The organism is Agarivorans litoreus (assembly GCF_019649015.1).
GTDB classification, from domain to species: Bacteria; Pseudomonadota; Gammaproteobacteria; order Enterobacterales; family Celerinatantimonadaceae; genus Agarivorans; species Agarivorans litoreus.
Map to the genome: position 1 here is coordinate 4,246,474 of NZ_BLPI01000001.1, position 23,600 is coordinate 4,270,073.

Here is a 23,600-nt window from a genome sequence, read left to right on the forward strand (position 1 = left end):
ATTAATCAAAGTAATATTAAAATTTAGGCATTTGCTCAGCAATAGTTAATCATGCTAATTGTACTGTCGCGTAATTGGCTAATGTGTTGTTTAACTTGGTCTACTTGTTAAGAGGTAGTATAAGTCTCCCGCTTACACATTTTTTGTCTACTTACTGGTCACCTAATGCTTACATAATTCACTAAAACTGAAATCTTAACTTAACTCAAATGTAACAATTGCCATTTAGCTTAATCCGCACAACAAAGAGAGTACTCAACTAGGATATAGCAAAAATGAGCAAGGAAATATTTAACCCAACTCGCTTCAATAAAAGTAACAACCCAACCTTTGATGAAGTATTAGATGTTCGCATGTCTCGTCGTAAAATTCTAAAAGGTGGTCTTGGCCTAAGCGCTATGGCTACCTTTGGCGCTTTTGGTTTAGCTGGCTGTAATTCTTCTAGCTCTACTACCGGCGGTGGTGCTGCCGCTCCAAGTGCTAGCTTAAACTTTAACTCTATTGCTGGTTCAAAAATTGACGCAGTAAGTGTTCCAGAAGGTTACACCGCTCAAGTACTTGCGCCATGGGGCCAGCCAATCAATGCTATGGCAGAAGCTTGGAAAGATGACGGCACTAACGATGCCGTTGATCAAAACAACGCTATGGGAATGCATCACGATGGCTTACATTTCTTCCCATTAAATGATTCTGGTACAGATGGCTTACTAGCAGTAAACCATGAGTACATCGACCAAAATGCCTTGCATCAAAATGGCAGTGACAAAGATGAAAACGGTATTCGCAGCAGTGTTGATCAAGTTCGTAAAGAAATTGCCGCTCACGGTGTAAGTGTTATCCGTATTCAGTTGCAAGAAGATGGCCAATGGATGCTGGTAGAAAACGATCCATTAAACCGCCGTTACACTGGTGCAACGGTTATGGACATTTCTGGTCCATTAGCTAACTCAAGCTTGTTAGTTACTCCTTTCTCGCCAGATGGCAGCCAAGCACGTGGTACCTTAAACAACTGTGGTAATGGTTACACGCCTTGGGGTACTTACTTAACTTGTGAAGAAAACTGGCCTGGTTACTTCATCAACTTAGGTACCACCACTGCAGAGCAAGACCGAATTGGTTTAGATACCTCTGGCACTGCGCGTTATGGTTGGGAAACCCTAGCGGGGCACGCCGATGAGCGTGTAGACGAGTTCTCTCGTTTTAACGTAACACCAAGTGGTGCAAGCGCCATGGACGACTACCGTAATGAAGCCAACGGCCACGGTTACATTGTAGAAATTGACCCTTACACAGCTAATTCGCGCGCGGTTAAACGTACCGCTTTAGGACGTTTCCGCCACGAAGGTTGTACCTTTGGTACTCTTGAAGTTGGCAAGCCGATTGTGTTTTATTCTGGTCACGATTCGCGTTTTGAATACATGTACAAATTTGTGTCTACCGCAGTTTGGGATGCAGCAGACGCAGAAGCTAGCGACCGTTTAGCCATGGGCGATAAGTACATGGACGAAGGCACCTTATACGTGGCTAAATTTGATGCCGACGGTGTTGGCCATTGGTTGCCGTTAACCTTAGATGGCGCTACCACAGATGGCGGCACGCTGGGTGATCACTTTGACTCTTTAGCAGCTATTATTTTAAACACTGCCGGTGCAGCAGACTTGGTGGGTGCAACTCAAATGGACCGCCCAGAGTGGTGTGCGGTAGACCCAATTACTGGTTCTGTTTACTTAACTCTAACCAATAATACGCGCCGCGATGAAACCACTGGTACCAACCCTGCAAACCCACGCCTAAACAACAAGTTTGGTCACGTTATCCGTTGGGATGAGGGCGAGGCCGCTACCAACTTTAGCTGGGACATCTTTGTATTTGGCTCTCCAGCCGACGGTGACGAAGCCACCAACTTATCTGGCCTAAGCGAGTTTAACCAGTTTGCTAGCCCAGATGGCTTAGCCTTTGATAATCGCGGTATTTTGTGGATTCAAACCGATAACGGCGCCGATGAAGTGACTAGCTACACTAACGATCAAATGCTAGCGGTAGTTCCTTCAGCGATTAAAGACGCAGACGGTAACGCAGACACCATTAACAGCGATAACCAAGGCGAATTACGTCGTTTCTTTGTTGGCCCTAATGGCTGTGAAGTTACCGGTTTTACCATTAGCCCAGATTACACCACCATGTTTGTGTCTATCCAGCATCCTGGTAACTGGCCTTACAGCAACAATGCAGCAGAAGAAACGCCAGTAGGCATGGATCTTCGTCCTCGCGCATCGGTTGTGGCTATTCGCAAAGCCGACGGTGGCGAGTTAGGTGTGTAATTAACTCTAGAAACATATAACAGGCCCAAACGGGCCTGTTTTATTAATAGTTTAAGGAAGAAGAAATGGCTGGAATTAGTGTGTGGCAACTGGCAATTATTGCCGTAATAGTAGCCTTGTTGTTTGGAACCAAACGCTTAAGAGGCTTGGGTGGGGATTTAGGCTCTACCATTAAAGGTTTTAAACAAGCGATGAGCGAAGATAATGCGCAACAAAATGTGAGTAGCCCAATAAGCGCAGAGCAGGGCGACAATAATAAGCAACTTGGTAGCTAAACATGTTTGATGTTGGTTCCTTAGAGATCTTGCTTATTGCTGTTTTGGGCCTCGTTATATTGGGTCCTCAACGCCTACCTAATGCCTTGCGCACTGGATTTGCATGGTACAACAAAGCTAAAACCACCATGGCAGAGGTATCCACCAAAATTGAGAAAGAGCTTGAGTTAGGCGAAGTAAAAGACACGCTTAACCAACAAGTTAAAGTACCTACCAAAATATCCTCTGCGCCTTTGGTCAACAAAGACACGAGCAAGTAAGTTCAGCTAAGCTTTTACTATATCCGACTAAGGCATTAAGCTAAGGCGCTGCCGTTCTCATCAAAGCAAAGCGGCTTTAAATTTTTAGCCAATCACTGCTGTTAAGGATACCGAGTGGAAACTGAGGTTTTGTCTAGCTTAGCCATACATCTTACTATTATCTTGTGTGCTGTTGCCTTAGTCGTGTGGGGCAAGGTATTAAGAGATCGCAAAAGTTCTGCAGGTAATTCAGCATCTAGTAACGACACGTCTACCGGCACTACACTTATAGTGTGTGGTGGTTTGTTGGCAATAACGCAAATCGCTAAACTAATTGAGCTGTTTGCCTAAACGCGCAGCAAGCACATGCCAATAACCATAACTTTACGATAATTTAGGAGCGCCCATAGCCATTACCGGAGAATGCTTTTGTGGTGCAATTAAATACCAAATAGAGGGCGAGTTACACGATGCTCGCTCCTGCCATTGTTCCCGATGCCGCAAAGCATTTAGTGCCCAAGCCTCTGCTTATGCCTTAGTTAAAGCTGGCGAGTTTTCTTGGCTAAGAGGCGAAAACTTGCTTACTTCATACATTGGAGAACAGGGTTTTGGTTTACAGTTTTGCAGCAAATGTGGTTCTACCTTAGTAGGTGTATATCAAGAAGAAGTACATGGTGTAACCTTAGGCTGCATAAACGGCGACCCCAATATAAAACTAAGTCGCCATATTTACGTTGATTCAAAAGCCAGCTGGGAACTGATACCCGACGGTGTTCCACAGTTTAAGGAACAAGCTCCTTAGTCTAAATCCCCAGTAGTTTTAGCTTTTTAACTGTCTGGTGCGTAAACCCCAAAAGCTCACGACAACTGTTTTTATATACAGTGTTGTTGCGATTCCTACTTTCTACAAGTAATTGCATACTTTCATGCTGATGTTTTTGTTATTTTTCGAGCTAGGTGGCTGATGTAGCTTAGGAAAGGTGATAACCTTGATTTTATAAAATGTATGATAAGAGGAAAAATTCCGTGTTTAAACAAGGAATTTTTCATATTAATAAGCTGTTACAAGTCTTAAGTATTGAGCAATGATCGAAATTGAATTCGAAGAACCAAAATTAGAAGCGTGTGAATGTTGTGGTAATACGACCACTCGATTAACGCGCTTCGTATACCAAGATGGTGATGCTTTCGCTGTTTACTATGTTCTATTCACTGACGGCCATGAGGATAAAGTTGCATACTCCTTAATAGGCTTAGGTGAGTGGGGTGAAGGTGGTGAGCCAGAAAAGCGTACCGCCTTCGCTGTGAAAATCTGGGACAACAATGACAATTGGGCAGTAACCGTCACAGATAAAGAAGAATCACCTTGGAGTCATGTAGAGTTCTTAGGGAAAATTGTTAACCGCGAAGAGGCGCTACAGCACCCTTGGATCAAGGACGTTTACCATATTACTGATCATATCGTTGCTGAAGATAAGCAAGTAATAGAGTTCTTCGCATGACCCAACTTGTAACAAGCGGCTGCACCGGACAAATTTCCACTGTCACCTTTTTTGCGCGGCAAAAAAGCCGCCATCAAAAATTTGCTCGGTGAGCCGGGCGTTAGGTTTTTTATCATGGATATACTATTTTGCTACAGAACATATTCAATATTTGGCGGTAATGCAACGTTGAATGTTGCCGGAAAGTGGTTAAGTGAGCACCTTAGCGAAAGCTACGGTGGTAAAATTGAATCTGTTGTATTTGAATTTTGTGCTCGAAATGTTTCCCCACCACGAAAGACTTTAGAAGCGAGTAATGAAAGGTTTGAACAATTCCTTAAAGAGTTACCAATAGCTGAATTTCAATATAAAGGTACAGAGCTCCGAATTTGTACCAAGCTAGTGAAGTTTTACCATGATGAAGTTGACAGGGATTCACAAGTGTTATCACTAAGAGTGTTCAAAAACATTCTCAATAAATCTATAACGTTATTAGAATCTACTCCCAACTTACTAAAAGATATGAAAGGTTTTGATAATTTTGCTCTTGCTGAAGATATTAAATTAGCAGTTCCAAATGCACCGAGTACGCTTGTTGAACTAGCCGAATTATATTTACAGCAGTCAAAAACCTAACAAGTCAATTTAACAAGGACTAAAAAACAGCGGGCTCAATCGCTTCGCTCGATTTTAGCCCACAATTTTTAGCCTGTTAATATGGGCGTTAGGTGAATATGAAAGTCATCGATGAAGAACGAAGTTCATGGTTCCTATTTGAAGAGGAAGGAGCGCTTCTATTCGATGTGAACTGTTCGCATAGCTTTGTTGGCTACGATTTTATGATGTTTCTTAATGAAGAAGAGGTCTCTTCCTATAAAGCGAAGGGTCGTGAGTATCTTAATGAATTAGCTAATGCGATTAACTATTCTTCTCCAATATCGAAAACAAGCACATCTGAATACAAAAAACGCTATGTTTACGAGCAGTATTCAGAGCAATCATTAGATGCAATTGAAGTTTGGCGTAAGAAAAACGGTGAGTAATCACCTAACAAGTACGCGCAATGGATTAAAATTTTCTGCGCATTTTAACCACTGGCGTAAGCGTTATGTGCTAGCTCTATCATCTGATTTATCAAACAAGGAGTTGTTTTGTTTATAGTTTCTTTAGTCTATAAAAAATCTCTAGAAGACGTGGATAAATACATACCCGGACATATTGAATTTCTAGATGAACAATACAGGTTGGGTAATTTTCAACTATCTGGTCGTAAAGAGCCGCGCACCGGTGGGGTCATTCTTGCAACTGTAGCAAATAGAGAAAAATTAGAGCAAATACTTGTACAAGACCCTTTTCATAGAGAAAATTTAGCTAGCTATGAAATTACTGAAATCGTGCCCAGCAAATCATCTGAAGCATTAAAGTTTTTGGTTGAAGTGTAGGCACATAACCAGGCGTTCAACCAGACGCAAATTGCGGCGCTTGTTTTGGCGTGGCTGCGCCACAATACGCCAAAAAAATCACCACAATTTACGCTGGTTACCGCGGCGTTAGGCTTACCGTATGTTTAGTCGAAATGATATAGAAAATATTGATTTTCAAAATAATCGATTAGGTTGTTATCGAGGGCTTTATTCAACGTTTTATAATCAATACTCCTTCAGGGTTCCAGATTCAGAAGAGAGTATACGAATCTCAAGAGCGCCAAAGTCGGCACAAGATAATGGTATGCTTTTTTGGCTAGCAGCAGAGCTTCAAGATAACTGGAATGGCAGAGAACAATATTTTGAGCCTTATATTATTGATTCAGATTTCAAGAATATATCTGAATACGATTTCAACTCAATGGTGAGCTCACAGTGTAGCGATTTAATAATAAAGCCAGTCTTACCACTAAATTCGGGAAAGTTTATTGGAGCTCTTGCTATGTGTACCATGGAAAGAGAGCTAATAGTTGACTTATTTGCGGAATATGAGGATGAGTTTATTCATTTCATCTGGGAGTCCACAGCCTAACAAGTTGCTGCACGCGGACACATACTGCTACGCTCGTTTTGTGTCTGTCGCTACGCTCCATTTTTACACAAAACGCTCTCCGCAGCATGTGCCGGTGAGCAAGGCGTTAGCTGTACTAGGTGAAATTTGAGCCCATTTTTTGAAATCAGTTTAAAACCGAGCATTGATTACTTTTTGTGGGTGCTACCTGTTTTATTTTTGCTTGTAGCTTTTGTTAAATTGCCGGCCGTTTCTGATCTTGTATTGAGCATGGTTAAAATTTCACGAAATTGGCTCTTAACAATTTTTGGTTTGATTTTTTTCATTGCACTGTTTGCTACATACTCAGAGTTACAACAAGATATCGATGTTAAAAAACAGATCGATGCAGGTGAATTTTCACTTGTATCAGGTTGTATTCAAAACTATCGTCTAGACGAATTTAAGGGACATACAGCAACATTCGAAGTGCAAGGGGTCGAGTTTTCCTATAACAACTATACAAGAACACCTTTTTTCTATGAAAAAGAGTTACCAGGCAAAGTTATAAAAAATGGTAATTGCCTAGAAATTAGCTACTTAACTATAGCTAAAGAAAACAAAATCATAAAAATCGTACAGCTAACAAAGTAATTAAACAAAGGACACAAAACAGCAGGCTTGTGCTCCTTCATCGCCAATTTTAGCCTGCTATTTTGTGCCGTTTATTACGGCGTTAACTGGCTTTAGGAGGGATTTGTGAGCCGAAATAGTCAACAAAAGAGAGCACTGAAAAAGGCTAAGAAAGAAAAGATAGCTAATAAATCCGCTGAAGCCAAGCGTGTAAAAATGAATATCGTTCCAACGATCTACTTTGATGAATCAGGAAACACAGGTTCCAATCTCAATGATCCAAATCAACCTGTATTTACTTTGGCAAGTTGCTGTTTTAATGAAAGAGAAGCTAAAAAACTATGTGATTTGGTTGGATGTCAATCTGAGCATGAGATGCACTTCAAGAGATTAAAAAGAAGAAAACCCGGACAAGATGGAATAATTCGGCTAATGAAACATTCCTTGATCAATACAGATACGGTTAAGGTCAATTTATTTCATAAAGAGTTCATGATTATCACCAAAGTCGTAGACATTTTGATTGAGCACATGCTCCACCTTAAAGGTCACGATTTGTACGTCAATGGACAGAACATTGCTTTATCTAACATGCTCTATTATTGCTTGAACAGTTTTTGTGATGAGCAAGATGTAAAAGACATGTCTATAAAATTCGTGCAGATGGTTAAAGAGCAAACACCGGCAAGCATCGAGTCATTCTATTCATCTGTTACTAAGTTAAAAGACTCATGCTCATATGAGCGGTTTGAAGAGTCAATCGATTTGATCTTGGACACAAGTGAGTGCGTAAATAGCGCACTTGATAGTCTTGATAAGTCAGCCTTAGATCCATCTATACCTGCATTATTTGCACAGTGTGTTCAATGGCAGCAGTCATACCCCAAAGGCTACCACTTAATTCATGATGACTCTCATACTGTTGAGCAGCAAAAATTGCTATTTGCAAAATTCATGGATTTAACTCAAGAAACAATTGAGTATGGTTATGATAGACGTAAATTTGGGTTGCCTTTACAAGGTAAGTCTCTGAAATTTGAAAGCTCGCAGAATCATTTGCAGCTTCAGGTTGCAGATATTATTACAAGCTCGTTTACACATTGGGCAACTTGTCTGCTCAATGGCGAAACCGAAGACTATCTTTTCTCAGAGCTAGAAAAATTGAACCTAGATAAATTTATTGGTCACAATAAAATATGGCCAAGCCCCGATGTGCATCCGGCAGATCTTGGAACCGTCCATGATGGAGGAATAAATCCTGCTGATCACATGCCTGATTTTTTAGCTAGAGCAGTTCCTAACCCTGAGGTTGCAGCCAGTTAACAAACCAATCCAAGGCGACCCAAATCGCGGCGCGGCTTTTGCTGCTATGTCGCTCCGCGCCAGTTTAGCAGCAAAAGGCCCCGCCACGCTTTGGGCGCATGATTGGGGCGTTATATGCTCAGGAATTAGATGGAACCAATAGCTGATACTGTCGATGCTGCTTTTGACATAGAAGTAGCGCTCTTTGAGCCCCCAATGAGGGGCAGAGAAGGTTATGGATCTGGCGTTCAGCCCAACCATCTGATTCCAGGTAAAGACTACTTTTTTATTGGTCGAGTCGAGTTTGAAGGTAAAACGTGGCTGAAGCCTGGAGAAAAATGCAAAGCTAGGCTCGAATGCATAATTCCGAAGGCAGACTTAAAGCTGTTCGTTCCTGGCTTCGCTTGGCATATTTGCGAGGCATACAAAGTAGTGGGCTACGCGAAAGTAATCTAATGAAATCAGCATATAACAAAAACATTTTGCTGGTTGCCGCTAAGAGCGCGGCAAGGGACAACCTACACGGCGCAGCCGCTCCGGTTGCCCCAAATGTTAAGCGTTATGTGTCATCGGAGTAAAAAATGGGAGTAATACTGGGCGGCCTGATTATGTTTATAGCGGGGTTTATTCCTTCTCTGCTACCCATTGGTATTTACTGGGTTTCGCTAGTTGCAGGTTTGCCCACAGCAATACTTATGCTTTTAAAATTTGTGCCAGCAAAAGAGTATTGTCTTGGCCTTTTTTTTGGCTTAATTCTCTTTGTCCTAGTTTCATTTTCTAGCTGGAAGGCAATGGGGCCAATGATCGCGGTATTTCAATTAGTCCCGCTAATTACAACCTGTGTTATCGCTATTGTGTTTAGTTTTTTGGGCACTTGGTGGCATAAAACACATAACAAGCAAAGGCAGCAACGCCCTGCGGGCTGGACGCGCTAACGCGCGCCGCTGCTTTGGGCGTTACACGTACATGGAGAGTTTAGATGATTAAAACTGACCATATACAGATTCAATGTCCTGAATGTGGGCATACAGAATTTGAGCAACCAGAAAACGTGCAAGATGATGACTTTGTAAAGTGCAATCAATGCAAGTTCGAAATTATGCTGTCTGACCTTAAAGAAGTTGGAATCGAACAAGCAAAAGAAGTCGCCATTCCTGAAGCTAAGAAAGAAATAGAGAAAATGCTAAAGAAGGCATTCAAGGGATTTAAATAAAGTGAGTAAATACGAAATCATAAGTACGCTAGTGTCATTATTGGCAATTGTCGTTTCATCTGTTTCCCTGGTTCGTACTCGTAAGCTTGCAAAAGAACAACTTGAATTGGAAAGAGTTACTGCTGAACTTTCTAGGCTTCAAATTGAAGGTATTGAACAAGAGAAAGCGGAAAAGATTAAACCGAAATTTAACGTAACTTTGTCAAAATTGGGCAAGTCGTATTACTTTTACATTACCAATACGGGGCAAGGTACAGCATATGATGTTAACTTCGAGCTTGTAGATTGCGAAGATAGTCCATTAACTAGCGATGTGCCTGAAAAGTTTCCGCACCCCGAAATGAAACCAAATTCAAGAGTTAAACTTATTGCTGCAATACATATGCAAAGCCCACTGAAATACCAAGCAAAGGTAACGTGGAAAGATTCGGAAAAAGAAAACCATGATGAAACATTCTGGCTCACGTTATAGCACGTGTAACAAGGTCATTAAATTCGCGCCCTACGGTCGCCCGACGCTCGCAAGCTCGCGCGGTTTATAGCAGCGTTAAATGCCACAGGATATATTGTGATATCTGACCATGTAAAAACTCTTTTAGGAGAATTAGAATCTGAGAGTAGCCCTATTACGGTAACTTGCGTTCCTGAGGTAGGTGCACAGATAAATGACTGTTTTCCTCTTGTAGAAGCTAAAGTAGTAAGTCATGGTGGAGAATCAGTTTTAGGGTGGCATATTCGTGAAACTAAGATTTTAGTAGAAGCCATATTTCATGCTATATGGAAATCATCGGATGGAGAGTTGGTGGATATTTCACCGAAACCAGTTCCTGAAAAGGAAATACTATTTGTGCCTGATGCAAACGCAATATATGAAGGTAGGCAAGTAGATAACATTAGAATCAATATCAGCGGTAATCGGCTGGTAGATGACCTAATTGAAGTATGTGAAGCTTCTTATAGGTTAAAAAATAAAGGAGAGCGTGCATTCCAGCACGCACTTACATTAACAGGTAACGATGCAAAAGCGCATCAAGTATTTGAAAGCGCCAAACTTATACTAGAAATGATGGTGCAACAAGGCTTAAATCACCAAAGCTCTTGCTTTTGTAATAGCGGTAAAAAATATAAGGTCTGTCATGGGAAAATTTTTAACAGAGCTGCAAAAAGCATTTAACAAATCAAATCACGCGGACTTGGTAAAGCTGTCATCTTTTTTGTACCAAAAAAGCCGCCAACTTCACCAATCCTGTGTTTGAGGCGTTATGTAGCTCAATAGGAAACATATAATGGATTTATCAACAATAATTACATTTTCTGCAAGTGCTATTTCAGGTATTGCAGGTCTTTTTATTCATCGATATATATCAAGAGCTAAACCAACACTGAATGTGACTTCTTTGGGCTTTGATGGAGATGTAATAGAAATTGATGAAGAAGTGCAAAGCCTTTCTAGAAAGTGCAATTGGACAGATTCAATTTCTAGATATGTTTCATATGATGAATTGTCTAAATTTCAATTAGAGGTATCTCAAATTGAGGCTGCACTGCAGCAAGAAAAAGAAAATGTAGATAAATGGATGGAACACTTTCTTGCTGATGGTACAGGAAAGCAATTTTCAATTGGACAAATGATGAGGAGCCCTCTTATTGAGGGGCTCAGAGTTTTTCACCCGTATCTAAAAGGAATGTTAAGAAGGAGAGAGGTACCTGAACTACCGACAACTCTAGAAGAGTTAAAGGCGCTTCCTGATATATTTCCACTTGAGATTACTAATGAGGTGTACGAAATACATTGCGGAAACTTTGCAATTCCTTTTCGTAAAAAAGAGTATTCTGAAGAAATGATAAATCATTTAGAGCTAATCCTTTATTCTATTTCTAAAGGTGAATTTTCAAACTATATGAAAATTCACGAGCACTTTTCAAGCTATGCTGGATCACAACTTTATAACTACCAAAAAATAAAAAACTCGGTTAAAGAGCACCTTGTATCCGACGCTAAGCTTTCACTTAAAGTATCTATATCAAATTTAGGACAAACACCAATTATAATTAAACCTTATTTTGCAGCAAAATTGGTTTTTGGTGAAAAGTCTAAGTCAATGGTGCTAGAAAATATTGATAAGTCAGGTAAACAAGATGAGATCCCATTTATCGATATAGTAAGAAGCGAACAATATCAAAATCATCTACATCAACTAATTACGTTAGTGTTCAGCCAGGGCGAAGTACTCAAGTTAATTTAGTTTCCTCTGACGGACTTGGTCTTGAGAGTAGTGAAATATCAGAATTTTATGAACTCGGAGGTTTAAAGGGGCAAGTATTTGCGAATAGTGAAACAGGAAAGGTTATCAAGTCTAAATTAACTTACTTTGGAAAAAGTATAAATGAAGTAGAAAGAAAAGAGTTACTGGATACAGCTACATAATCGGGTAGCCGGAGGTATCTAGCCTCCAGCCCCCACAACACCCTGCATGCGGCTCCGCACAGGGCGTTTCACTTAGAATGGTGAAGCTTTATCCATCCATCTCGTAGCGCAAATAGACCTTGGGATTTCAAGTAAGCATTCGATAATGCCTGCTGTATCCCCGGTGTTTTTGAGCTCCTCCATGGGCCTTTACTGGTGATACCACACGCCACTGCGGCTTGAACATGTACCCCTCGGCCATGAGATTCCTCACTTTGGTTCTAGGCTTACGCCATTGTCGCCAATAGGCCATTCGTACTCTGCGCCTTATCCAGTGATCTAGATCGACACACAGTTGATAGCAATTAGCGATACCAAAGTAGTTTATCCAGCCTCGGAGGTATTGACTCACTTTAGCGAGTTGATAAGTCATCGAGACGCCCCAGTTCCGGTTGGTAAGGCGCTTTAGCTGTTGTTTAAAACGGTGTAGCGTTTTTGCGTGAATTTGTAGCCGTCCCGCTTTGAAGGTAAATCCTAAGAACTTACTCTTCGCCGTTTTAACTACCTGACTTTTGCTTGTATTAACTACAAGTTTTAAGCGCCGTTGCAAGTATCGACTAATGCTGGTTAGCACCCGTTCGCCCGCACGCTGACTTCTCACCAAAATGGTAAAATCATCGGCGTAACGAGCAAACTTGTGCCCTCGCTCTTCCAGCTCTTTGTCTAATGGGTCGAGCATGATATTGGCCAACAAGGGCGATAATGGTCCCCCTTGCGGTACACCTTCTCGACTTTGCTGATAGCACTGGTTATGGATAAAACCCGCTCTCAGGTATTTTCCAACCAGTGTCAGTAGCCGTTTATCTTGCACGCTTTGTCCCAGTTGACTCATTAATAGATCATGGTTAACTCGGTCAAAGAATTTAGATAAATCGACATCAACCGCAAAACCTCGGCCTTGCTTGATGATGCTTTGCACTTGTTTCACCGCTTGTTGCCCATTCTTGTTTGGCCTAAATCCAAAGCTGTTCGCTGAGAAGCTAGGGTCAAAGATAGGCGTTAGCACTTGGGCAATGGCTTGCTGGACGACACGGTCGAGCACGGTTGGGATCCCCAGTAGGCGCTTCCCGCCATCGGGTTTATCTATCTCAACACGGCGTACCGGTTTAGGTTGATACTGGCCGCAGCGCAGTTCCGCCGCCACCTGTTTCCAGTGTGCTTTTGCCCATGCAGGGAAGGCGTCAATGGACATGTTATCTACGCCAGCCGCCCCTTTATTGGCTCGAACACGCTGCCACGCACGCAGAATATTTTCACGTTGTAGCATGTGTTCAAATAGATGTTGGCTAAAGGCTGGCTGCGGGTTAATACGCTGAATCTCATCTACGCCGGCCGGCGAATGGGTGTTCAAGTTTAACAAGGCTCCTCCTTTATTCTAAGTGTTCAGGCCTTCACCGTGTCCCAACCATTACGATGGGCGTTGGGCTACTATGCCGTCTGCTGACTTCTGCTTAATCACCAATTGAGTTGCCCCAACTAGCGCTATCGTTGTTCATCGAGTTTGCTCACTTAAGTTGATGAGGCTTAAGCGCCGGGCCTGTTGAACTAGCGGCCAAGCTAGTGAGTTAAACGATCGCAAGTTAAGCAGATCTCCCCACTCTTTGTTTATAGGAAGTAGAACATGCACTTTCTCTTTTCTCTGCACTGCTGCATCATTTACGGTGGCCGTTAGATCACATGGCTTCGTTGTCTCGTGCCAACTCGCCTCCAGCCTACGCCTCATATGATGTTTTTGTTCATCAGCTCGCCCTCTCTTTAAATAAAAAGGCGTCCGGCTTCCTTCAGACATTCCCTCGCAGTTATGCCCTTGCCATTCGCTAGTAGTTAGCGTTTAATCATCAAAGTGTTATTAATCGGTGACCTTCCTACAGAGGACTTTCACCTCATTAGTTCATGCCCATGCTGGGCGTACACAAGGCGCTTAAGTCTGATTCGTGAACGCGTGCCATTTTCGCTTCGCTCCAATTTTGGCACACGTACACTCACAGCTTAGCTTGGCGTTAGTTTTCTTTTGAAGCTGGAGTCATAAATGAATAATGATGATCCGAATAAAGCTGGAGAAGCGATACTTGAGGCGGTTGAGAATCAGATTAATGATAATGATCCTCCAGAAGTAAAAATCGCTTTTGACCGTCTAAGAAAACTGGGAATCAGTAGAAGAGAGTCAAAGAAATACATAGCCTGTGCGCTTTCGGTAGAAATCTTTGATGTTATGAAAAACGAAAAAGAAATGGATTACGATAGGTATTTTGCAAACCTTAAAAAATTGCCAGAACTACCTTGGGATGATGAGTAGCGAAAACTAACAAGTACATCAAAATCGCCCAAGCAAGCTTGGGCTGGGACAGTCAAAACAGCGCGGCGGTTTTGTTTTGAGGTCTAAATTTTAACGAAAATCGCCACGCTATTTTGCTGCTCTTTATGTTGGGGCGTTAATAAACAATAGAGACATGCAAGTGGCATTGAGTATTTTAAGCAATAAGAAGGCTTGGGTCGCTATAAGTAGTACCGCTTTGTTAGCTGCGGGTTTACTAATTTACTTTGCTAGCTTTGGACCTATAACAGCTCAACAAGAAGCAGATAGCCAAGCCATCGAGGATTTCGAACAATGCCTTACAGCGAGATTATTTTCTGAGAATCTCAAAGCTTGCGATCGTTTCTATCTAGACTATTTGCCCAATAAAACAGACCCGGTATTTAAACAAAACATTGTTGAAGTGGCGAAGCTAGATCAGAAACAGATAGTACGCACCTACAGGGATGTTAATCGGTTGTTGAAAGATCATGGTTTAGCACCATACCCAGAACTTTACTTATTATCTCATGGCCAATTAGTTGAATATATTCAATAATGTAGAACCACTGCTTGCCGGTTTTTACTCGTGTACTGCCAGTTAAGTAGACCATTTACTTCTAGTTAGTTCTTAGGTTTACAATTTGAGAGGATAGGATGAATCTAACCATTAAGGGTTTTCTAGCTGCTATGTTTGCGGCAGTGTTCTGGCTGAGTTTGGGGTGTTCTTCCACTGTAACTCCTCCAACAGACGCACCAAGCAATTTGGTGCTAAACAGTGTCTATATTTCACCCGATGATCAAGTTAGCTCAGAATTTGGGACATGGAAGCTTAAAGGCTTAACAGTAGCCGATTTATGGGAGCCTTTACGAGAATACAACAATAGAAACTTGGGTTACCAAGAAGATGCGTCCATGTGGGTTTACTCGAATACTCCTTATATTGTGAATGCGAAAGGCTTAGCCGTTTATCAAGTTTTATGGCAACGCGATAGCGCTAACCTTGAGTGGTTATATCCAAGTAATCAAAACGCTGAGTCCCCTTGGCGTGCTAGTCAAATACCAGAATCTATAAAAACTAAAATGCTACGAGATCCAAAAATTTCGAAGTACGCTGAGTTTGATGACACCACGCCTGATTATCTGTGGCATAGCGCCGCGATTAGTTATATATCGGGATTGATTGAACCGCCTAAACTAAACATACAGTTTAAAAACCAAGGGCAGGCCTTAGTAACTGTTTACGGTATTAGAGCCAAAAACTTATATTCGACAGGCGGTGAGGCAAGTGACGGAGGATCACCATTAGATACTGCCAACAACCAGCAAACGATAAATTTAAATCACTTAAATCCAGTCTCTGAGCTAGTTTTTGATTCACCAGTTTTAATCGAGCCAAGTTCCACAGCTACGCTACAAGTTCAACCGATAGTGAGTGATGCCACCCAAGGCGACGGTGAAGGCGAGCTTACTTACAACCTGTATGTACTCTATGCCAATGGTGAAGAAAACGTAGAGCAATTTGTCGGGACCTTTGTTCAAAGTGATGCAATAAGCCAAATGCCACTTTGGTAGCTGCAAGCTCCTTCGAATTTATAAGTAGGGAAAAACACCTAAGCTTGTTACTTCGAACAACACAAGGTTAGGCAAACTCTCGGCGTCTGGTTTCGCTGGGCGTTTCGCAAAACAGTCTTTTGTAATCCCGGCAAAATTGTCCTAAATGAAAAAAGCCATAATCAAATGCCACTTCAGCAATGGTTTGTTGATGCTGGCAATGCAGTAATGCTCGTCTAACTTGGTTTAGCCGAATTATCTGAATGTATTGTTTTGGTGTCATATCGCAGCATTGGCTGAAGGTATATTGCAGGGTGCGGCGACTAACATGCACTGCAGCACATAGCTCGCTAACGGTAATAGGGTTTTTAAGACGGGATTCTGTAAGGTAGCTTTTAACCCGTTGCATAATGCGCTGGCGTTGATGTAAAGCAGGGGGGCTAACAACAGCTGGTTTTTGTGCTTGGCTAAGTAGGTTAAGCACTGCGTCTTCTAAAATAAGCGCTTGGGTGTTGCTGCTCCAACGACAGCCTTCTGCTTGTAGCAGTTGTGATAGGTATTGCTGAAAGGTTTGTAAGGTACTGGCGGGGATATTATCTAACCATAGGCTATCAAAACTTTGGCTAATAATTGGCTCATCTTGTTGTTCTTCTAATTGGCTGAATAAACTTTTGTGCAATACCAAGCCATAAATAGAAAAGTGTTCGGGCGTGAGCAATTCAAAGTCTAGGCTACCTGGTCGGCATAAAAACTGACTATGGCGGGTAGTTCGGTTGTTAATTCGACAAGTTTTTTGATTGCTACTAAAACCTATCCATAATCCTCCTTCTTCGACACGGCATTGCTGCCTTAGCTCTTGGTTTGTGTCTTCGCGAAATACATGAATATTCGGGAAGTTAATTTCTTTTATTTGGCCAACAAAGCGACCTTGGCTTAGTTGATCAAACTCTTGCTGCCAGTTAATTAAGTTTGCCGCTTGATGATTTGCATCATTAGAGTGAATTGTGCACAACAATGAGTCACCGTTTGCTTGCGTATTTGTCACCATATTTATCATCCTCGATTCAAGCACTGAACCAATTTAGGGCGATATGCCTTTTATCTTATTGTTTTATATATATTTTTAATGTTGCCAATTATTGATAGTTAATCGGAATAGCTATTGCTGAACCTTACTTATAGTTGTTGACGCAAGAAGCAGCAAAAACTGGTCCAGTTAAATTGTTAAGAATATATTGCCTTATATGTTAATAAATATGGGGAACAATATGGCTACTTAATCTTTGACTAGCAGGGAATTATAAGGCCAATTCTTGTAAGTGTTCTTCGATGTATAGCTGGAATATTTGGACCCTAGGTGTGGGGCAAAAGTAGCCCGGTGTATTGCTTAAAGGATTAACAGCTGTAAATGGGAAAAAGGTTTTACCCATGTGTTCGTATAAAAAGGAAAGTTAATGCCGAGTTTTATTATTGCCTATGTCAAATATGTTGATGCGTTCAATCGAAGAGTTGGTCGCTTAATGATGTATGGAATATTTTTGATTGTTGGCGTGCTTATGTGGTCATCGGTATCAAAAACTTTCTTTATGCCGTCTCTTTGGACCTTAGAGTCTGCGCAATTCATGATGGTAGCCTACTACATCATTGGTGGCGCTTATGCGATGCAGCTAAATGCCAATGTGCGCATGGACCTTTTTTATGGAAATTGGTCAATTAAAAAACGCGCTTGGGTTGATGCGTTCACCATCTTCTTCTTGATTTTCTATTTAATTGTACTGCTATACGGTGGCTTAGAAAGCACACTTTACTCCCTTGAATATAGCCAACGAACTCGCTCTGCTTGGCGCCCATTGTTGTGGCCTATTAAAGCACTAATGTGCACCGGTTTTGTGATGATGATTTTGCAGGCCATTTCCCAATTTATTAAAGATATTGCAGTTATTCGAGGAGTTCAGATCAAATGAGTTACGCCATGATAGCAACAATGATGTTTTCGTTGATGATGTTGCTAATGGCAACGGGTCAACGTGTATTTGCTGCAATAGGCGCGGTAGCCTCAATTGCCGCCTTATTACTTTGGGGAACCGGCGGCGCCGAAATTCCATTTACTGCCAGCATGAAGCTAATGAATTGGTATCCGATGCTTACGCTGCCAATGTTTATTTTCATGGGCTATGTGCTGTCGGAATCAAAAATTGCCGACGACCTATACAAGATGTTTCATGTTTGGATGGGGCCAATGCCCGGTGGATTAGCCATTGGTACTATTGGGCTTATGGTGCTGGTATCAGCAATGAATGGATTGTCGGTGGCAGGGATGGCGATAGGTGCCACCATTGCACTGCCAGAGCTGTTAAAGCGTAACTACGACAAAAAAATGGTCACCGGGGTTATTCAGGCCGGCTCGTCTTTAGGCATATTGGTGCCTCCCTCGGTGGTATTGGTGCTTTACGCGATGATTGCGCGCCAGCCAGTCGGTCAACTGTGGCTAGCCGGTATTATTCCAGGTTTGGTGATGGCAACACTGTTCATTATCTATATTGCAGTACGTTGTCGGATTAACCCAAGCTTAGGCCCAGTGTTAAGCGAAGAAGAACGTAAAGTGCCCATGGCCGAAAAACTAAGGCTACTTAGGGCAGGGCTGTTACCCCTTGGCATCTTTGCCTCAATGATGATTCCTTTTGTTAACGGCTGGACAAGCTTAGTAGAAAGCTCGGCTATTGGTGCAATGGCAGCGTTCTTGGCCGCTATTTTAAAAAGGCGAATGACCAAACAGGTATTTGAGAACTCTGTGCGCAGCACCTTGGCTATCTCTTGTATGTTTATGTGGATCATTCTTGCTGCCCTTGGTTTTGGCGCCATATTTGATGGCTTGGGCGCAGTAAAATCCATTGAACATTTGTTTACCGAGCAGCTTGGGCTTGGGCCTTGGGCGATTCTTATTTTAATGCAGTTGTCATTTTTGGTGATGGGTACCTTTTTAGACGACACCGCTATGTTGGTGATTGTTGCGCCGTTATATGTGCCTCTGGTTAATGCACTAGGTTTTGACCTTATTTGGTACGGCGTTCTCTATACCGTGACCTCCCAAATTGCTTATATGACGCCGCCTTTTGGCTACAACCTATTTTTAATGCGGGCTATGGCTCCGCCGCAAATCAGCCTGCGTGACATTTACGGTTCGGTAGTTCCATTTGTCGGCATTATGGTTTTTGCATTAATCCTAGTGATGGTTTTTCCAAGTCTAGCTTTATGGCTACCTGATTATGTATATGGCAAGTAAAACGTAATTTATTCAAAAGCTTATTAACCAATATTTACCTTAAGGCGGGCAAGGGTCTGCTAGCAATAATCCACTGGAGGGATAACAATGAACTCAAGACGTAAGTTTTTAACAAGTGCTGTTGCACTTACCGCGGGTACCATGTTGGCTCCGGCCAAAACTTTTGCCGCTAGCCCGAAAATTAAATGGCGTATGCAAACCTATGCAGGTCCAGCTTTAGCTGAGCATGTAATAAAGCCGGCCATTGAAGCCTTTAACCGTATTGCCGGTGAAGAAATGCAAATTGAGCTCTATTTTGCAGACCAACTGGTGCCAACGGGCGAGCTATTTCGCGCCATGCAAAAAGGCATCATTGATGCGGTTCAATCTGATGATGACTCTATGGCTTCGCCTACAGAAGTAACCACCTTTGGCGGTTACTTCCCATTTGGTAGCCGTTATTCACTGGATGTGCCTGTATTGTTTAATCAATATGGTTTAGACAAAATTTGGAAAGAAGAGTACGCCAAAGTAGGTGTTAAGCACATTTCTGCAGGTGCTTGGGATCCTTGTCATTTTGCCACTAAAAAGCCCATTACTAGCCTTAAAGATCTTAAAGGGTTAAGAGTATTTACCTTCCCAACTGCCGGTCGCTTCTTAGCTAAGTTTGGTGTGGTGCCGGTGTCTATTCCTTGGGAAGATGTTGAGGTGGCTCTGCAAACCGGCGAACTAGACGGTATTGCTTGGTCGGGCATTACCGAAGACTACACCGTGGGTTGGTCTAAGGTTACCGATTACTTCTTAACAAACAATATTTCTGGTGCTTGGATTGGTTCATTCTTTGCCAATATGGATCGCTACAATGCATTACCTGATCACCTTAAGGAGCTTCTAGGGCTATGTTTAGATACATCACATTATTACCGTCAATGGTGGTACTGGGGTGGCGAAGCTAAACTGCGCGTTGAGGGTAGTGATATGAAGCTAACTTCCATTCCTGATGAAGAATGGGCTACGGTTGAAGCTGAGGCACATGTATTCTGGGATGAAATCGCCAAAGAATCGCCAACTAAGGCTAAGATTGTAGAAATCTTTAAGAAATACAACGCTGACATGGAAAAAGCAGGTAGACCTTACCGCTACAGCTAACAAACCACAGCAGCAACGGCGTAAGTCGTTGTTGCTGCTATTTGAAGTACAACGAAAGGGATGGCTATGGCAGCGTATCGCTGGCAACAAGGGGACACCGTATACAACTTTGGCTCATTAGCGGAGCTAATGGCAAAGGCTACCCCAGAGCGCTCGGGTGATATTCTTGCGGGTGTGAGTGCAGAAACTGCCGAGCAGCGTGTTGTAGCGCAAATGACATTAGCTAACTTGCCTTTAAAAACCTTTCTAAACGAAGTGTTGGTTCCCTATGAAACTGACGAGATTACCCGGCTAATTATTGATAGCCACGATAGCGTGGCATTTGCGCCCATTTCGCATATGACAGTTGGGGATTTTCGCAATTGGTTATTAAGTGACGAAGCCGACGCTGAAGCTTTAGCGGCGCTCCGGCCTGGGCTTAGCCCCGAAATGGTAGCTGCAGTGAGCAAGATAATGCGTAATCAAGATTTAATCTTGGTGGCGAAAAAGTGTCGTGTAATCACGGCGTTTCGTAACACTGTTGGATTAGAAAATCGGCTATCTACTCGTTTACAGCCAAATCACCCAACAGACTCTTTAGATGGCATTGCCGCGACAATTTTTGATGGCTTAATGTATGGCAATGGTGACGCCGTAATAGGCATTAACCCAGCCACTGATAATGTCCCGCAAACTATCAAGCTCCTAAACTTTTTAGACGAAGTGATTCAGCATTACCAAATTCCAACCCAGTCTTGTGTATTGACTCATGTGACAAACACCATCGAAACCATTGAGAAAGGCGCGCCTGTTGATTTGGTTTTTCAATCCATTGGCGGAACACAAGGCACCAATGACACCTTTGGTGTGAACCTAAATGTGCTGCAAGAAGCTCAAGACGCCGCATTGTCGTTAAAACGCGGTACCGTTGGCAACAACGTAATGTACTTTGAAACTGGTCAGGGAACGTCGCTATCGGCAGATGCCTATTTTGGGGTTGATCAGCAAACCTGCGAAGCCAGGGCTTATGCGGTAGCACGCCACTTCGATCCGTTTCTGGTGAATACGGTTGTAGGCTTTATTGGCCCTGAATATCTGTTTGATGGTAAACAAATAATTCGTGCAGGTTTAGAAGATCATTTTTGTGGCAAGTTGCTTGGCCTACCGATGGGCTGTGACATTTGCTACACCAACCATGCCTATGCCGACCAAAATGACATGGACAATTTGCTTACCTTACTCGGGGTGGCTGGTTGCTCGTTTATTATGGGCATTCCTGGTTCTGACGATATCATGCTTAATTATCAAACAACCTCCTTTCACGATGCGCTTTATGCTCGCAAAGTGCTCGGCTTAAAACCTGCGCCAGAGTTTGAGACTTGGTTGAGTAACATGGATATATTTAGTGACGTAGAGAAAGTAAAACTAAATCAAAATCTTGCCCAAGCATTTAGCTCGCCTATCTCCTTAGTTGAGAAAAATGAACTATGAGTAAGCCTTCTACAAAATCAAGCAACAAGGCTATTGGTTTAGTCACCGAAAATCCCTGGCAGGCTTTAAAGCAGTTTACATCAGCGCGTATAGCGCTTGGACGCGCTGGAACCAGTATTCCTACGCAGCAGCTGCTACCTTTTCAATTGGACCATGCACGTGCGATAGACGCAGTGCATAAGGCCTTAGCTGCAGAAAATCTCATAGAGCAACTACAAGCTTCATCAATTATTCAAAAGCATATAAAACATGCTCCCATAGTAGTAAGCAGCAAAGCTAATGATCGAATGACCTATCTACAGCGCCCCGATCTCGGCCGCCAACTCTGCGAAGCCTCGTGGCAAAGTTTGCTAAAGCATCGAGAGAAAAGTAGTCAAGAGTATGACTTAGCTATTGTTGTAGCTGATGGGCTTTCTTCAACCGCTATTCAACGCCATGCTGCGCCGGTGATAGAAAGTTTGGTGACCAAGTTAACTAAGGATGATAAATACTCTTGGTCTTTGGCGCCTTTAACCATTGTTACACAAGGGCGCGTGGCGGTAGGAGATGATGTAGGTGAGTGCCTAAAGGCTAAAATCACCCTAATTTTAATTGGCGAACGTCCCGGTCTTACATCGCCTGACAGCATGGGTATTTATATTACTTGGAACCCTAAACGCGGTGCTAAAGATTCAAGCCGAAACTGCATTTCTAACATACGCCCAGAAGGCCTTTGTTATGAAGAGGCCAGCCATAAGGCCTTTTATCTATTAACCGAGTCAATGAAAACTAAATGTACCGGCATAGGTTTAAAAGACCGTTCGTTGGTGGTTGAAGACAGAACAAATCTCGAATCTAGTCCCAAAAGCCAATTTCTAGTATCGGCTGCCAAAGATAAATAATCTAGGTTCTGTTGATCTTTGCTGATGGTTTTTACAGCGATTTATTCTCCATTTAGGCAAGGCAGTGAGTGTGCAGTTAAGTGGGCTTAATAATCACTCGCTAACGCTGAATAAATGGCTAAGAAATGCTGCCTGAAAGGTTTGGATAAGCGAACTTAACTCTTTGTTAAGCACTTTTTGCTTAGCCCACTAGGCGTCTAAGTGCTCGCCGCGAAAAGCCCGCTTATCTCGAACAAAACTTCAACACCAAAGATCAACAGACCCTAGTTAATCCCAAGGCTTAGTCAGCCAATTTCTAGCAATTAGTGATTGTTATTTGATGAACTTTATAAGTTATATTGATAATATTAATTATTAACTAAATGTTTTGGCTTATTTAGGAACAGATTCTCTATGTCTTTTAAACCTTTATATCAATTCGCTGTGCTGCTGAGCTTAGCGTGTTTTAGTTTATTTGCACTAGCAAGTGGTGAGCAGCAAATCGCTTCGGCTTTTAAGAACAAAGTCAGTGATTTGCAGGTTAATAGCTCAGGTTACGTTGTAAGAGTATTAGCGGATGACGAGCAGGGCTCACGCCATCAACGATTTATTCTTAAGTTAAACAATGGCCAAACCTTGTTGGTTGCTCGCAATATCGATTTAGCCCCGCGCCTCAAAAACTTAAGAGTAGGGGATAAGGTAGAGTTTTTCGGTGAGTACGAATGGAACAATAAGGGGGGAGTGATTCATTGGACTCATCATGATCCCGCTGGTCGTCACATCGACGGTTGGTTAAGGCATCGCGGTGTGCAATATGATTAAGACCACCGGCATAGAGAACTGATTATTATTAAACAAGGAAGCGTTGTATGTTTAAGCAGTATTGTAAAAAGTGTGGTGAAGAGACCGATCACAAAGAGTTAATGAAACAAAAACCGTCTAAATATGGCACTAGCAAAACTGAACAGTTTAAAGCGTTTATGGAAGGCTTTTTTGGTGGTACCGCAAGTGCGGTTGGCGCCTCTTTAGATTTGTTAGACCGCTACGTAGTATGCCAACAGTGTGGTTGCAAAACTTTAGATAATAAAGGTGACGAGTTTCAATAAG

At 42.3% G+C, this 23,600-nt stretch carries 29 protein-coding genes and 1 pseudogene; 28 read left to right on the plus strand and 2 right to left on the minus strand.

Going from position 1 to position 23,600, the window contains the following annotated elements; translation table 11 throughout:
* Positions 1–275: 275 nt before the first annotated feature.
* From K5L93_RS19525 to K5L93_RS19605, 18 genes are all read left to right on the plus strand, one after another.
* Positions 276–2,321 carry a PhoX family protein gene (locus tag K5L93_RS19525; protein ID WP_220721327.1) on the plus strand — a complete coding sequence of 682 codons (2,046 nt, stop codon included), beginning with the start codon at positions 276–278 and terminating at the stop codon, positions 2,319–2,321.
* A 65-nt stretch (positions 2,322–2,386) separates the two neighbouring features.
* Complete coding sequence (tatA, locus tag K5L93_RS19530; protein WP_220721328.1) at positions 2,387–2,596, plus strand: twin-arginine translocase TatA/TatE family subunit; 210 nt, start codon at positions 2,387–2,389, stop codon at positions 2,594–2,596.
* Between the two features lie 2 nt (positions 2,597–2,598).
* Positions 2,599–2,856: a Sec-independent protein translocase protein TatB gene (tatB, locus tag K5L93_RS19535; protein ID WP_220721329.1), complete on the plus strand. Its 258-nt coding sequence runs from the start codon at positions 2,599–2,601 to the stop codon at positions 2,854–2,856.
* Positions 2,857–2,970: 114 nt separating this feature from the next.
* Positions 2,971–3,186, plus strand: a complete 216-nt coding sequence (locus tag K5L93_RS19540) for a hypothetical protein (protein WP_220721330.1) — start codon at positions 2,971–2,973, stop codon at positions 3,184–3,186.
* Positions 3,187–3,247: 61 nt separating this feature from the next.
* Positions 3,248–3,637 (plus strand): GFA family protein, encoded by a 390-nt coding sequence (locus tag K5L93_RS19545; protein ID WP_444979139.1) that lies wholly within the window; start codon positions 3,248–3,250, stop codon positions 3,635–3,637.
* Between the two features lie 283 nt (positions 3,638–3,920).
* Complete coding sequence (locus K5L93_RS19550) at positions 3,921–4,337, plus strand: hypothetical protein (protein ID WP_220721331.1); 417 nt, start codon at positions 3,921–3,923, stop codon at positions 4,335–4,337.
* A 114-nt stretch (positions 4,338–4,451) separates the two neighbouring features.
* Complete coding sequence (locus K5L93_RS19555; RefSeq protein ID WP_114340062.1) at positions 4,452–4,952, plus strand: hypothetical protein; 501 nt, start codon at positions 4,452–4,454, stop codon at positions 4,950–4,952.
* 98 nt (positions 4,953–5,050) lie between these two features.
* Positions 5,051–5,359: a hypothetical protein gene (locus K5L93_RS19560; RefSeq protein WP_220721332.1), complete on the plus strand. Its 309-nt coding sequence runs from the start codon at positions 5,051–5,053 to the stop codon at positions 5,357–5,359.
* Between the two features lie 108 nt (positions 5,360–5,467).
* Positions 5,468–5,758 carry a YciI family protein gene (locus K5L93_RS19565; RefSeq protein ID WP_220721333.1) on the plus strand — a complete coding sequence of 97 codons (291 nt, stop codon included), beginning with the start codon at positions 5,468–5,470 and terminating at the stop codon, positions 5,756–5,758.
* A gap of 121 nt (positions 5,759–5,879) precedes the next feature.
* Positions 5,880–6,332 carry a hypothetical protein gene (locus K5L93_RS19570; RefSeq protein ID WP_220721334.1) on the plus strand — a complete coding sequence of 151 codons (453 nt, stop codon included), beginning with the start codon at positions 5,880–5,882 and terminating at the stop codon, positions 6,330–6,332.
* Between the two features lie 126 nt (positions 6,333–6,458).
* Positions 6,459–6,944 (plus strand): hypothetical protein, encoded by a 486-nt coding sequence (locus K5L93_RS19575; protein ID WP_220721335.1) that lies wholly within the window; start codon positions 6,459–6,461, stop codon positions 6,942–6,944.
* Positions 6,945–7,049: 105 nt separating this feature from the next.
* Positions 7,050–8,246, plus strand: a complete 1,197-nt coding sequence (locus K5L93_RS19580) for a DUF3800 domain-containing protein (protein ID WP_220721336.1) — start codon at positions 7,050–7,052, stop codon at positions 8,244–8,246.
* Between the two features lie 129 nt (positions 8,247–8,375).
* The gene (locus tag K5L93_RS19585; RefSeq protein WP_220721337.1) at positions 8,376–8,681 is read left to right on the plus strand and encodes a hypothetical protein; all 306 of its coding nucleotides are present in this window, start codon (positions 8,376–8,378) and stop codon (positions 8,679–8,681) included.
* Positions 8,681–8,803, plus strand: a complete 123-nt coding sequence (locus tag K5L93_RS20230; protein WP_281422595.1) for a hypothetical protein — start codon at positions 8,681–8,683, stop codon at positions 8,801–8,803. The genes K5L93_RS19585 and K5L93_RS20230 overlap by 1 nt, the downstream gene beginning before the upstream one ends.
* A 401-nt stretch (positions 8,804–9,204) precedes the next feature.
* Positions 9,205–9,438, plus strand: coding sequence for a hypothetical protein (locus K5L93_RS19590; protein ID WP_220721338.1), 234 nt, complete (start codon positions 9,205–9,207; stop codon positions 9,436–9,438).
* Position 9,439: 1 nt separating this feature from the next.
* Positions 9,440–9,910 carry a DUF8453 domain-containing protein gene (locus tag K5L93_RS19595; protein WP_220721339.1) on the plus strand — a complete coding sequence of 157 codons (471 nt, stop codon included), beginning with the start codon at positions 9,440–9,442 and terminating at the stop codon, positions 9,908–9,910.
* Between the two features lie 96 nt (positions 9,911–10,006).
* Positions 10,007–10,612 (plus strand): SEC-C domain-containing protein, encoded by a 606-nt coding sequence (locus K5L93_RS19600; RefSeq protein ID WP_220721340.1) that lies wholly within the window; start codon positions 10,007–10,009, stop codon positions 10,610–10,612.
* A 112-nt stretch (positions 10,613–10,724) separates the two neighbouring features.
* On the plus strand, positions 10,725–11,684 hold the full coding sequence (locus K5L93_RS19605; RefSeq protein ID WP_220721341.1) for a hypothetical protein: 960 nt from the start codon (positions 10,725–10,727) through the stop codon (positions 11,682–11,684).
* A 250-nt stretch (positions 11,685–11,934) separates the two neighbouring features.
* On the opposite strand, the pseudogene ltrA reads toward K5L93_RS19605, so the two are convergent.
* A pseudogene (ltrA, locus tag K5L93_RS19610) lies at positions 11,935–13,172 on the minus strand (group II intron reverse transcriptase/maturase).
* A gap of 762 nt (positions 13,173–13,934) precedes the next feature.
* On the opposite strand from ltrA, the gene K5L93_RS19615 reads away from it, so the two are divergent.
* From K5L93_RS19615 to K5L93_RS19625, 3 genes are all read left to right on the plus strand, one after another.
* Entirely contained in the window at positions 13,935–14,201 is a 267-nt protein-coding gene (locus K5L93_RS19615; protein WP_220721342.1) for a hypothetical protein, read from the plus strand.
* Positions 14,202–14,361: 160 nt separating this feature from the next.
* The gene (locus K5L93_RS19620) at positions 14,362–14,757 is read left to right on the plus strand and encodes a hypothetical protein (protein ID WP_220721343.1); all 396 of its coding nucleotides are present in this window, start codon (positions 14,362–14,364) and stop codon (positions 14,755–14,757) included.
* Between the two features lie 98 nt (positions 14,758–14,855).
* Positions 14,856–15,773, plus strand: coding sequence for a hypothetical protein (locus K5L93_RS19625; protein ID WP_220721344.1), 918 nt, complete (start codon positions 14,856–14,858; stop codon positions 15,771–15,773).
* Between the two features lie 67 nt (positions 15,774–15,840).
* Here the strand turns inward: K5L93_RS19625 and K5L93_RS19630 are convergent, their stop codons facing one another.
* The gene (locus K5L93_RS19630) at positions 15,841–16,800 is read right to left on the minus strand and encodes a helix-turn-helix domain-containing protein (protein ID WP_220721345.1); all 960 of its coding nucleotides are present in this window, start codon (positions 16,798–16,800) and stop codon (positions 15,841–15,843) included.
* Positions 16,801–17,206: 406 nt separating this feature from the next.
* Between K5L93_RS19630 and K5L93_RS19635 the strand changes: the two genes are divergently transcribed.
* The 7 genes from K5L93_RS19635 (at position 17,207) to K5L93_RS19665 (ending at position 23,599) form a co-directional block, all read left to right on the plus strand.
* A complete protein-coding gene (locus K5L93_RS19635; protein WP_220721346.1) occupies positions 17,207–17,716 on the plus strand; it encodes a TRAP transporter small permease subunit in 510 nt (169 codons plus the stop codon).
* Positions 17,713–19,035: a TRAP transporter large permease gene (locus tag K5L93_RS19640; RefSeq protein ID WP_220721347.1), complete on the plus strand. Its 1,323-nt coding sequence runs from the start codon at positions 17,713–17,715 to the stop codon at positions 19,033–19,035. Before K5L93_RS19635 ends, K5L93_RS19640 begins: the two co-directional genes overlap by 4 nt.
* An 87-nt stretch (positions 19,036–19,122) precedes the next feature.
* Positions 19,123–20,163: a TRAP transporter substrate-binding protein gene (locus tag K5L93_RS19645; RefSeq protein WP_152784836.1), complete on the plus strand. Its 1,041-nt coding sequence runs from the start codon at positions 19,123–19,125 to the stop codon at positions 20,161–20,163.
* A gap of 66 nt (positions 20,164–20,229) precedes the next feature.
* A complete protein-coding gene (locus tag K5L93_RS19650; RefSeq protein ID WP_220721348.1) occupies positions 20,230–21,633 on the plus strand; it encodes an ethanolamine ammonia-lyase subunit EutB in 1,404 nt (467 codons plus the stop codon).
* Complete coding sequence (eutC, locus tag K5L93_RS19655; protein WP_220721349.1) at positions 21,630–22,514, plus strand: ethanolamine ammonia-lyase subunit EutC; 885 nt, start codon at positions 21,630–21,632, stop codon at positions 22,512–22,514. Before K5L93_RS19650 ends, eutC begins: the two co-directional genes overlap by 4 nt.
* Before the next feature lie 393 nt (positions 22,515–22,907).
* The gene (locus tag K5L93_RS19660; protein ID WP_220721350.1) at positions 22,908–23,315 is read left to right on the plus strand and encodes a DUF3465 domain-containing protein; all 408 of its coding nucleotides are present in this window, start codon (positions 22,908–22,910) and stop codon (positions 23,313–23,315) included.
* 47 nt (positions 23,316–23,362) lie between these two features.
* On the plus strand, positions 23,363–23,599 hold the full coding sequence (locus K5L93_RS19665; RefSeq protein WP_220721351.1) for a hypothetical protein: 237 nt from the start codon (positions 23,363–23,365) through the stop codon (positions 23,597–23,599).
* Position 23,600: the final 1 nt, after the last annotated feature.

Excerpts from the sequence above, each read along its gene's own strand:
- K5L93_RS19555 (WP_114340062.1), top strand. The coding sequence starts at position 4,452 with ATGGATATACTATTTTGCTACAGAACATATTCAATATTTGGCGGTAAT.
- K5L93_RS19570 (WP_220721334.1), top strand. The coding sequence starts at position 5,880 with ATGTTTAGTCGAAATGATATAGAAAATATTGATTTTCAAAATAATCGA.
- K5L93_RS19645 (WP_152784836.1), top strand. The coding sequence starts at position 19,123 with ATGAACTCAAGACGTAAGTTTTTAACAAGTGCTGTTGCACTTACCGCG.
- K5L93_RS19625 (WP_220721344.1), top strand. The coding sequence starts at position 14,856 with ATGAATCTAACCATTAAGGGTTTTCTAGCTGCTATGTTTGCGGCAGTG.
- K5L93_RS19585 (WP_220721337.1), top strand. The coding sequence starts at position 8,376 with ATGGAACCAATAGCTGATACTGTCGATGCTGCTTTTGACATAGAAGTA.
- K5L93_RS19660 (WP_220721350.1), top strand. The coding sequence starts at position 22,908 with ATGTCTTTTAAACCTTTATATCAATTCGCTGTGCTGCTGAGCTTAGCG.
- tatB (WP_220721329.1), top strand. The coding sequence starts at position 2,599 with ATGTTTGATGTTGGTTCCTTAGAGATCTTGCTTATTGCTGTTTTGGGC.
- K5L93_RS19560 (WP_220721332.1), top strand. The coding sequence starts at position 5,051 with ATGAAAGTCATCGATGAAGAACGAAGTTCATGGTTCCTATTTGAAGAG.
- K5L93_RS19665 (WP_220721351.1), top strand. The coding sequence starts at position 23,363 with ATGTTTAAGCAGTATTGTAAAAAGTGTGGTGAAGAGACCGATCACAAA.
- K5L93_RS19630 (WP_220721345.1), bottom strand. The coding sequence starts at position 16,800 with ATGGTGACAAATACGCAAGCAAACGGTGACTCATTGTTGTGCACAATT.
- K5L93_RS19640 (WP_220721347.1), top strand. The coding sequence starts at position 17,713 with ATGAGTTACGCCATGATAGCAACAATGATGTTTTCGTTGATGATGTTG.
- K5L93_RS19615 (WP_220721342.1), top strand. The coding sequence starts at position 13,935 with ATGAATAATGATGATCCGAATAAAGCTGGAGAAGCGATACTTGAGGCG.
- K5L93_RS19635 (WP_220721346.1), top strand. The coding sequence starts at position 17,207 with ATGCCGAGTTTTATTATTGCCTATGTCAAATATGTTGATGCGTTCAAT.
- K5L93_RS20230 (WP_281422595.1), top strand. The coding sequence starts at position 8,681 with ATGAAATCAGCATATAACAAAAACATTTTGCTGGTTGCCGCTAAGAGC.
- K5L93_RS19550 (WP_220721331.1), top strand. The coding sequence starts at position 3,921 with ATGATCGAAATTGAATTCGAAGAACCAAAATTAGAAGCGTGTGAATGT.
- K5L93_RS19590 (WP_220721338.1), top strand. The coding sequence starts at position 9,205 with ATGATTAAAACTGACCATATACAGATTCAATGTCCTGAATGTGGGCAT.
- tatA (WP_220721328.1), top strand. The coding sequence starts at position 2,387 with ATGGCTGGAATTAGTGTGTGGCAACTGGCAATTATTGCCGTAATAGTA.
- K5L93_RS19650 (WP_220721348.1), top strand. The coding sequence starts at position 20,230 with ATGGCAGCGTATCGCTGGCAACAAGGGGACACCGTATACAACTTTGGC.
- eutC (WP_220721349.1), top strand. The coding sequence starts at position 21,630 with ATGAGTAAGCCTTCTACAAAATCAAGCAACAAGGCTATTGGTTTAGTC.
- K5L93_RS19525 (WP_220721327.1), top strand. The coding sequence starts at position 276 with ATGAGCAAGGAAATATTTAACCCAACTCGCTTCAATAAAAGTAACAAC.
- K5L93_RS19605 (WP_220721341.1), top strand. The coding sequence starts at position 10,725 with ATGGATTTATCAACAATAATTACATTTTCTGCAAGTGCTATTTCAGGT.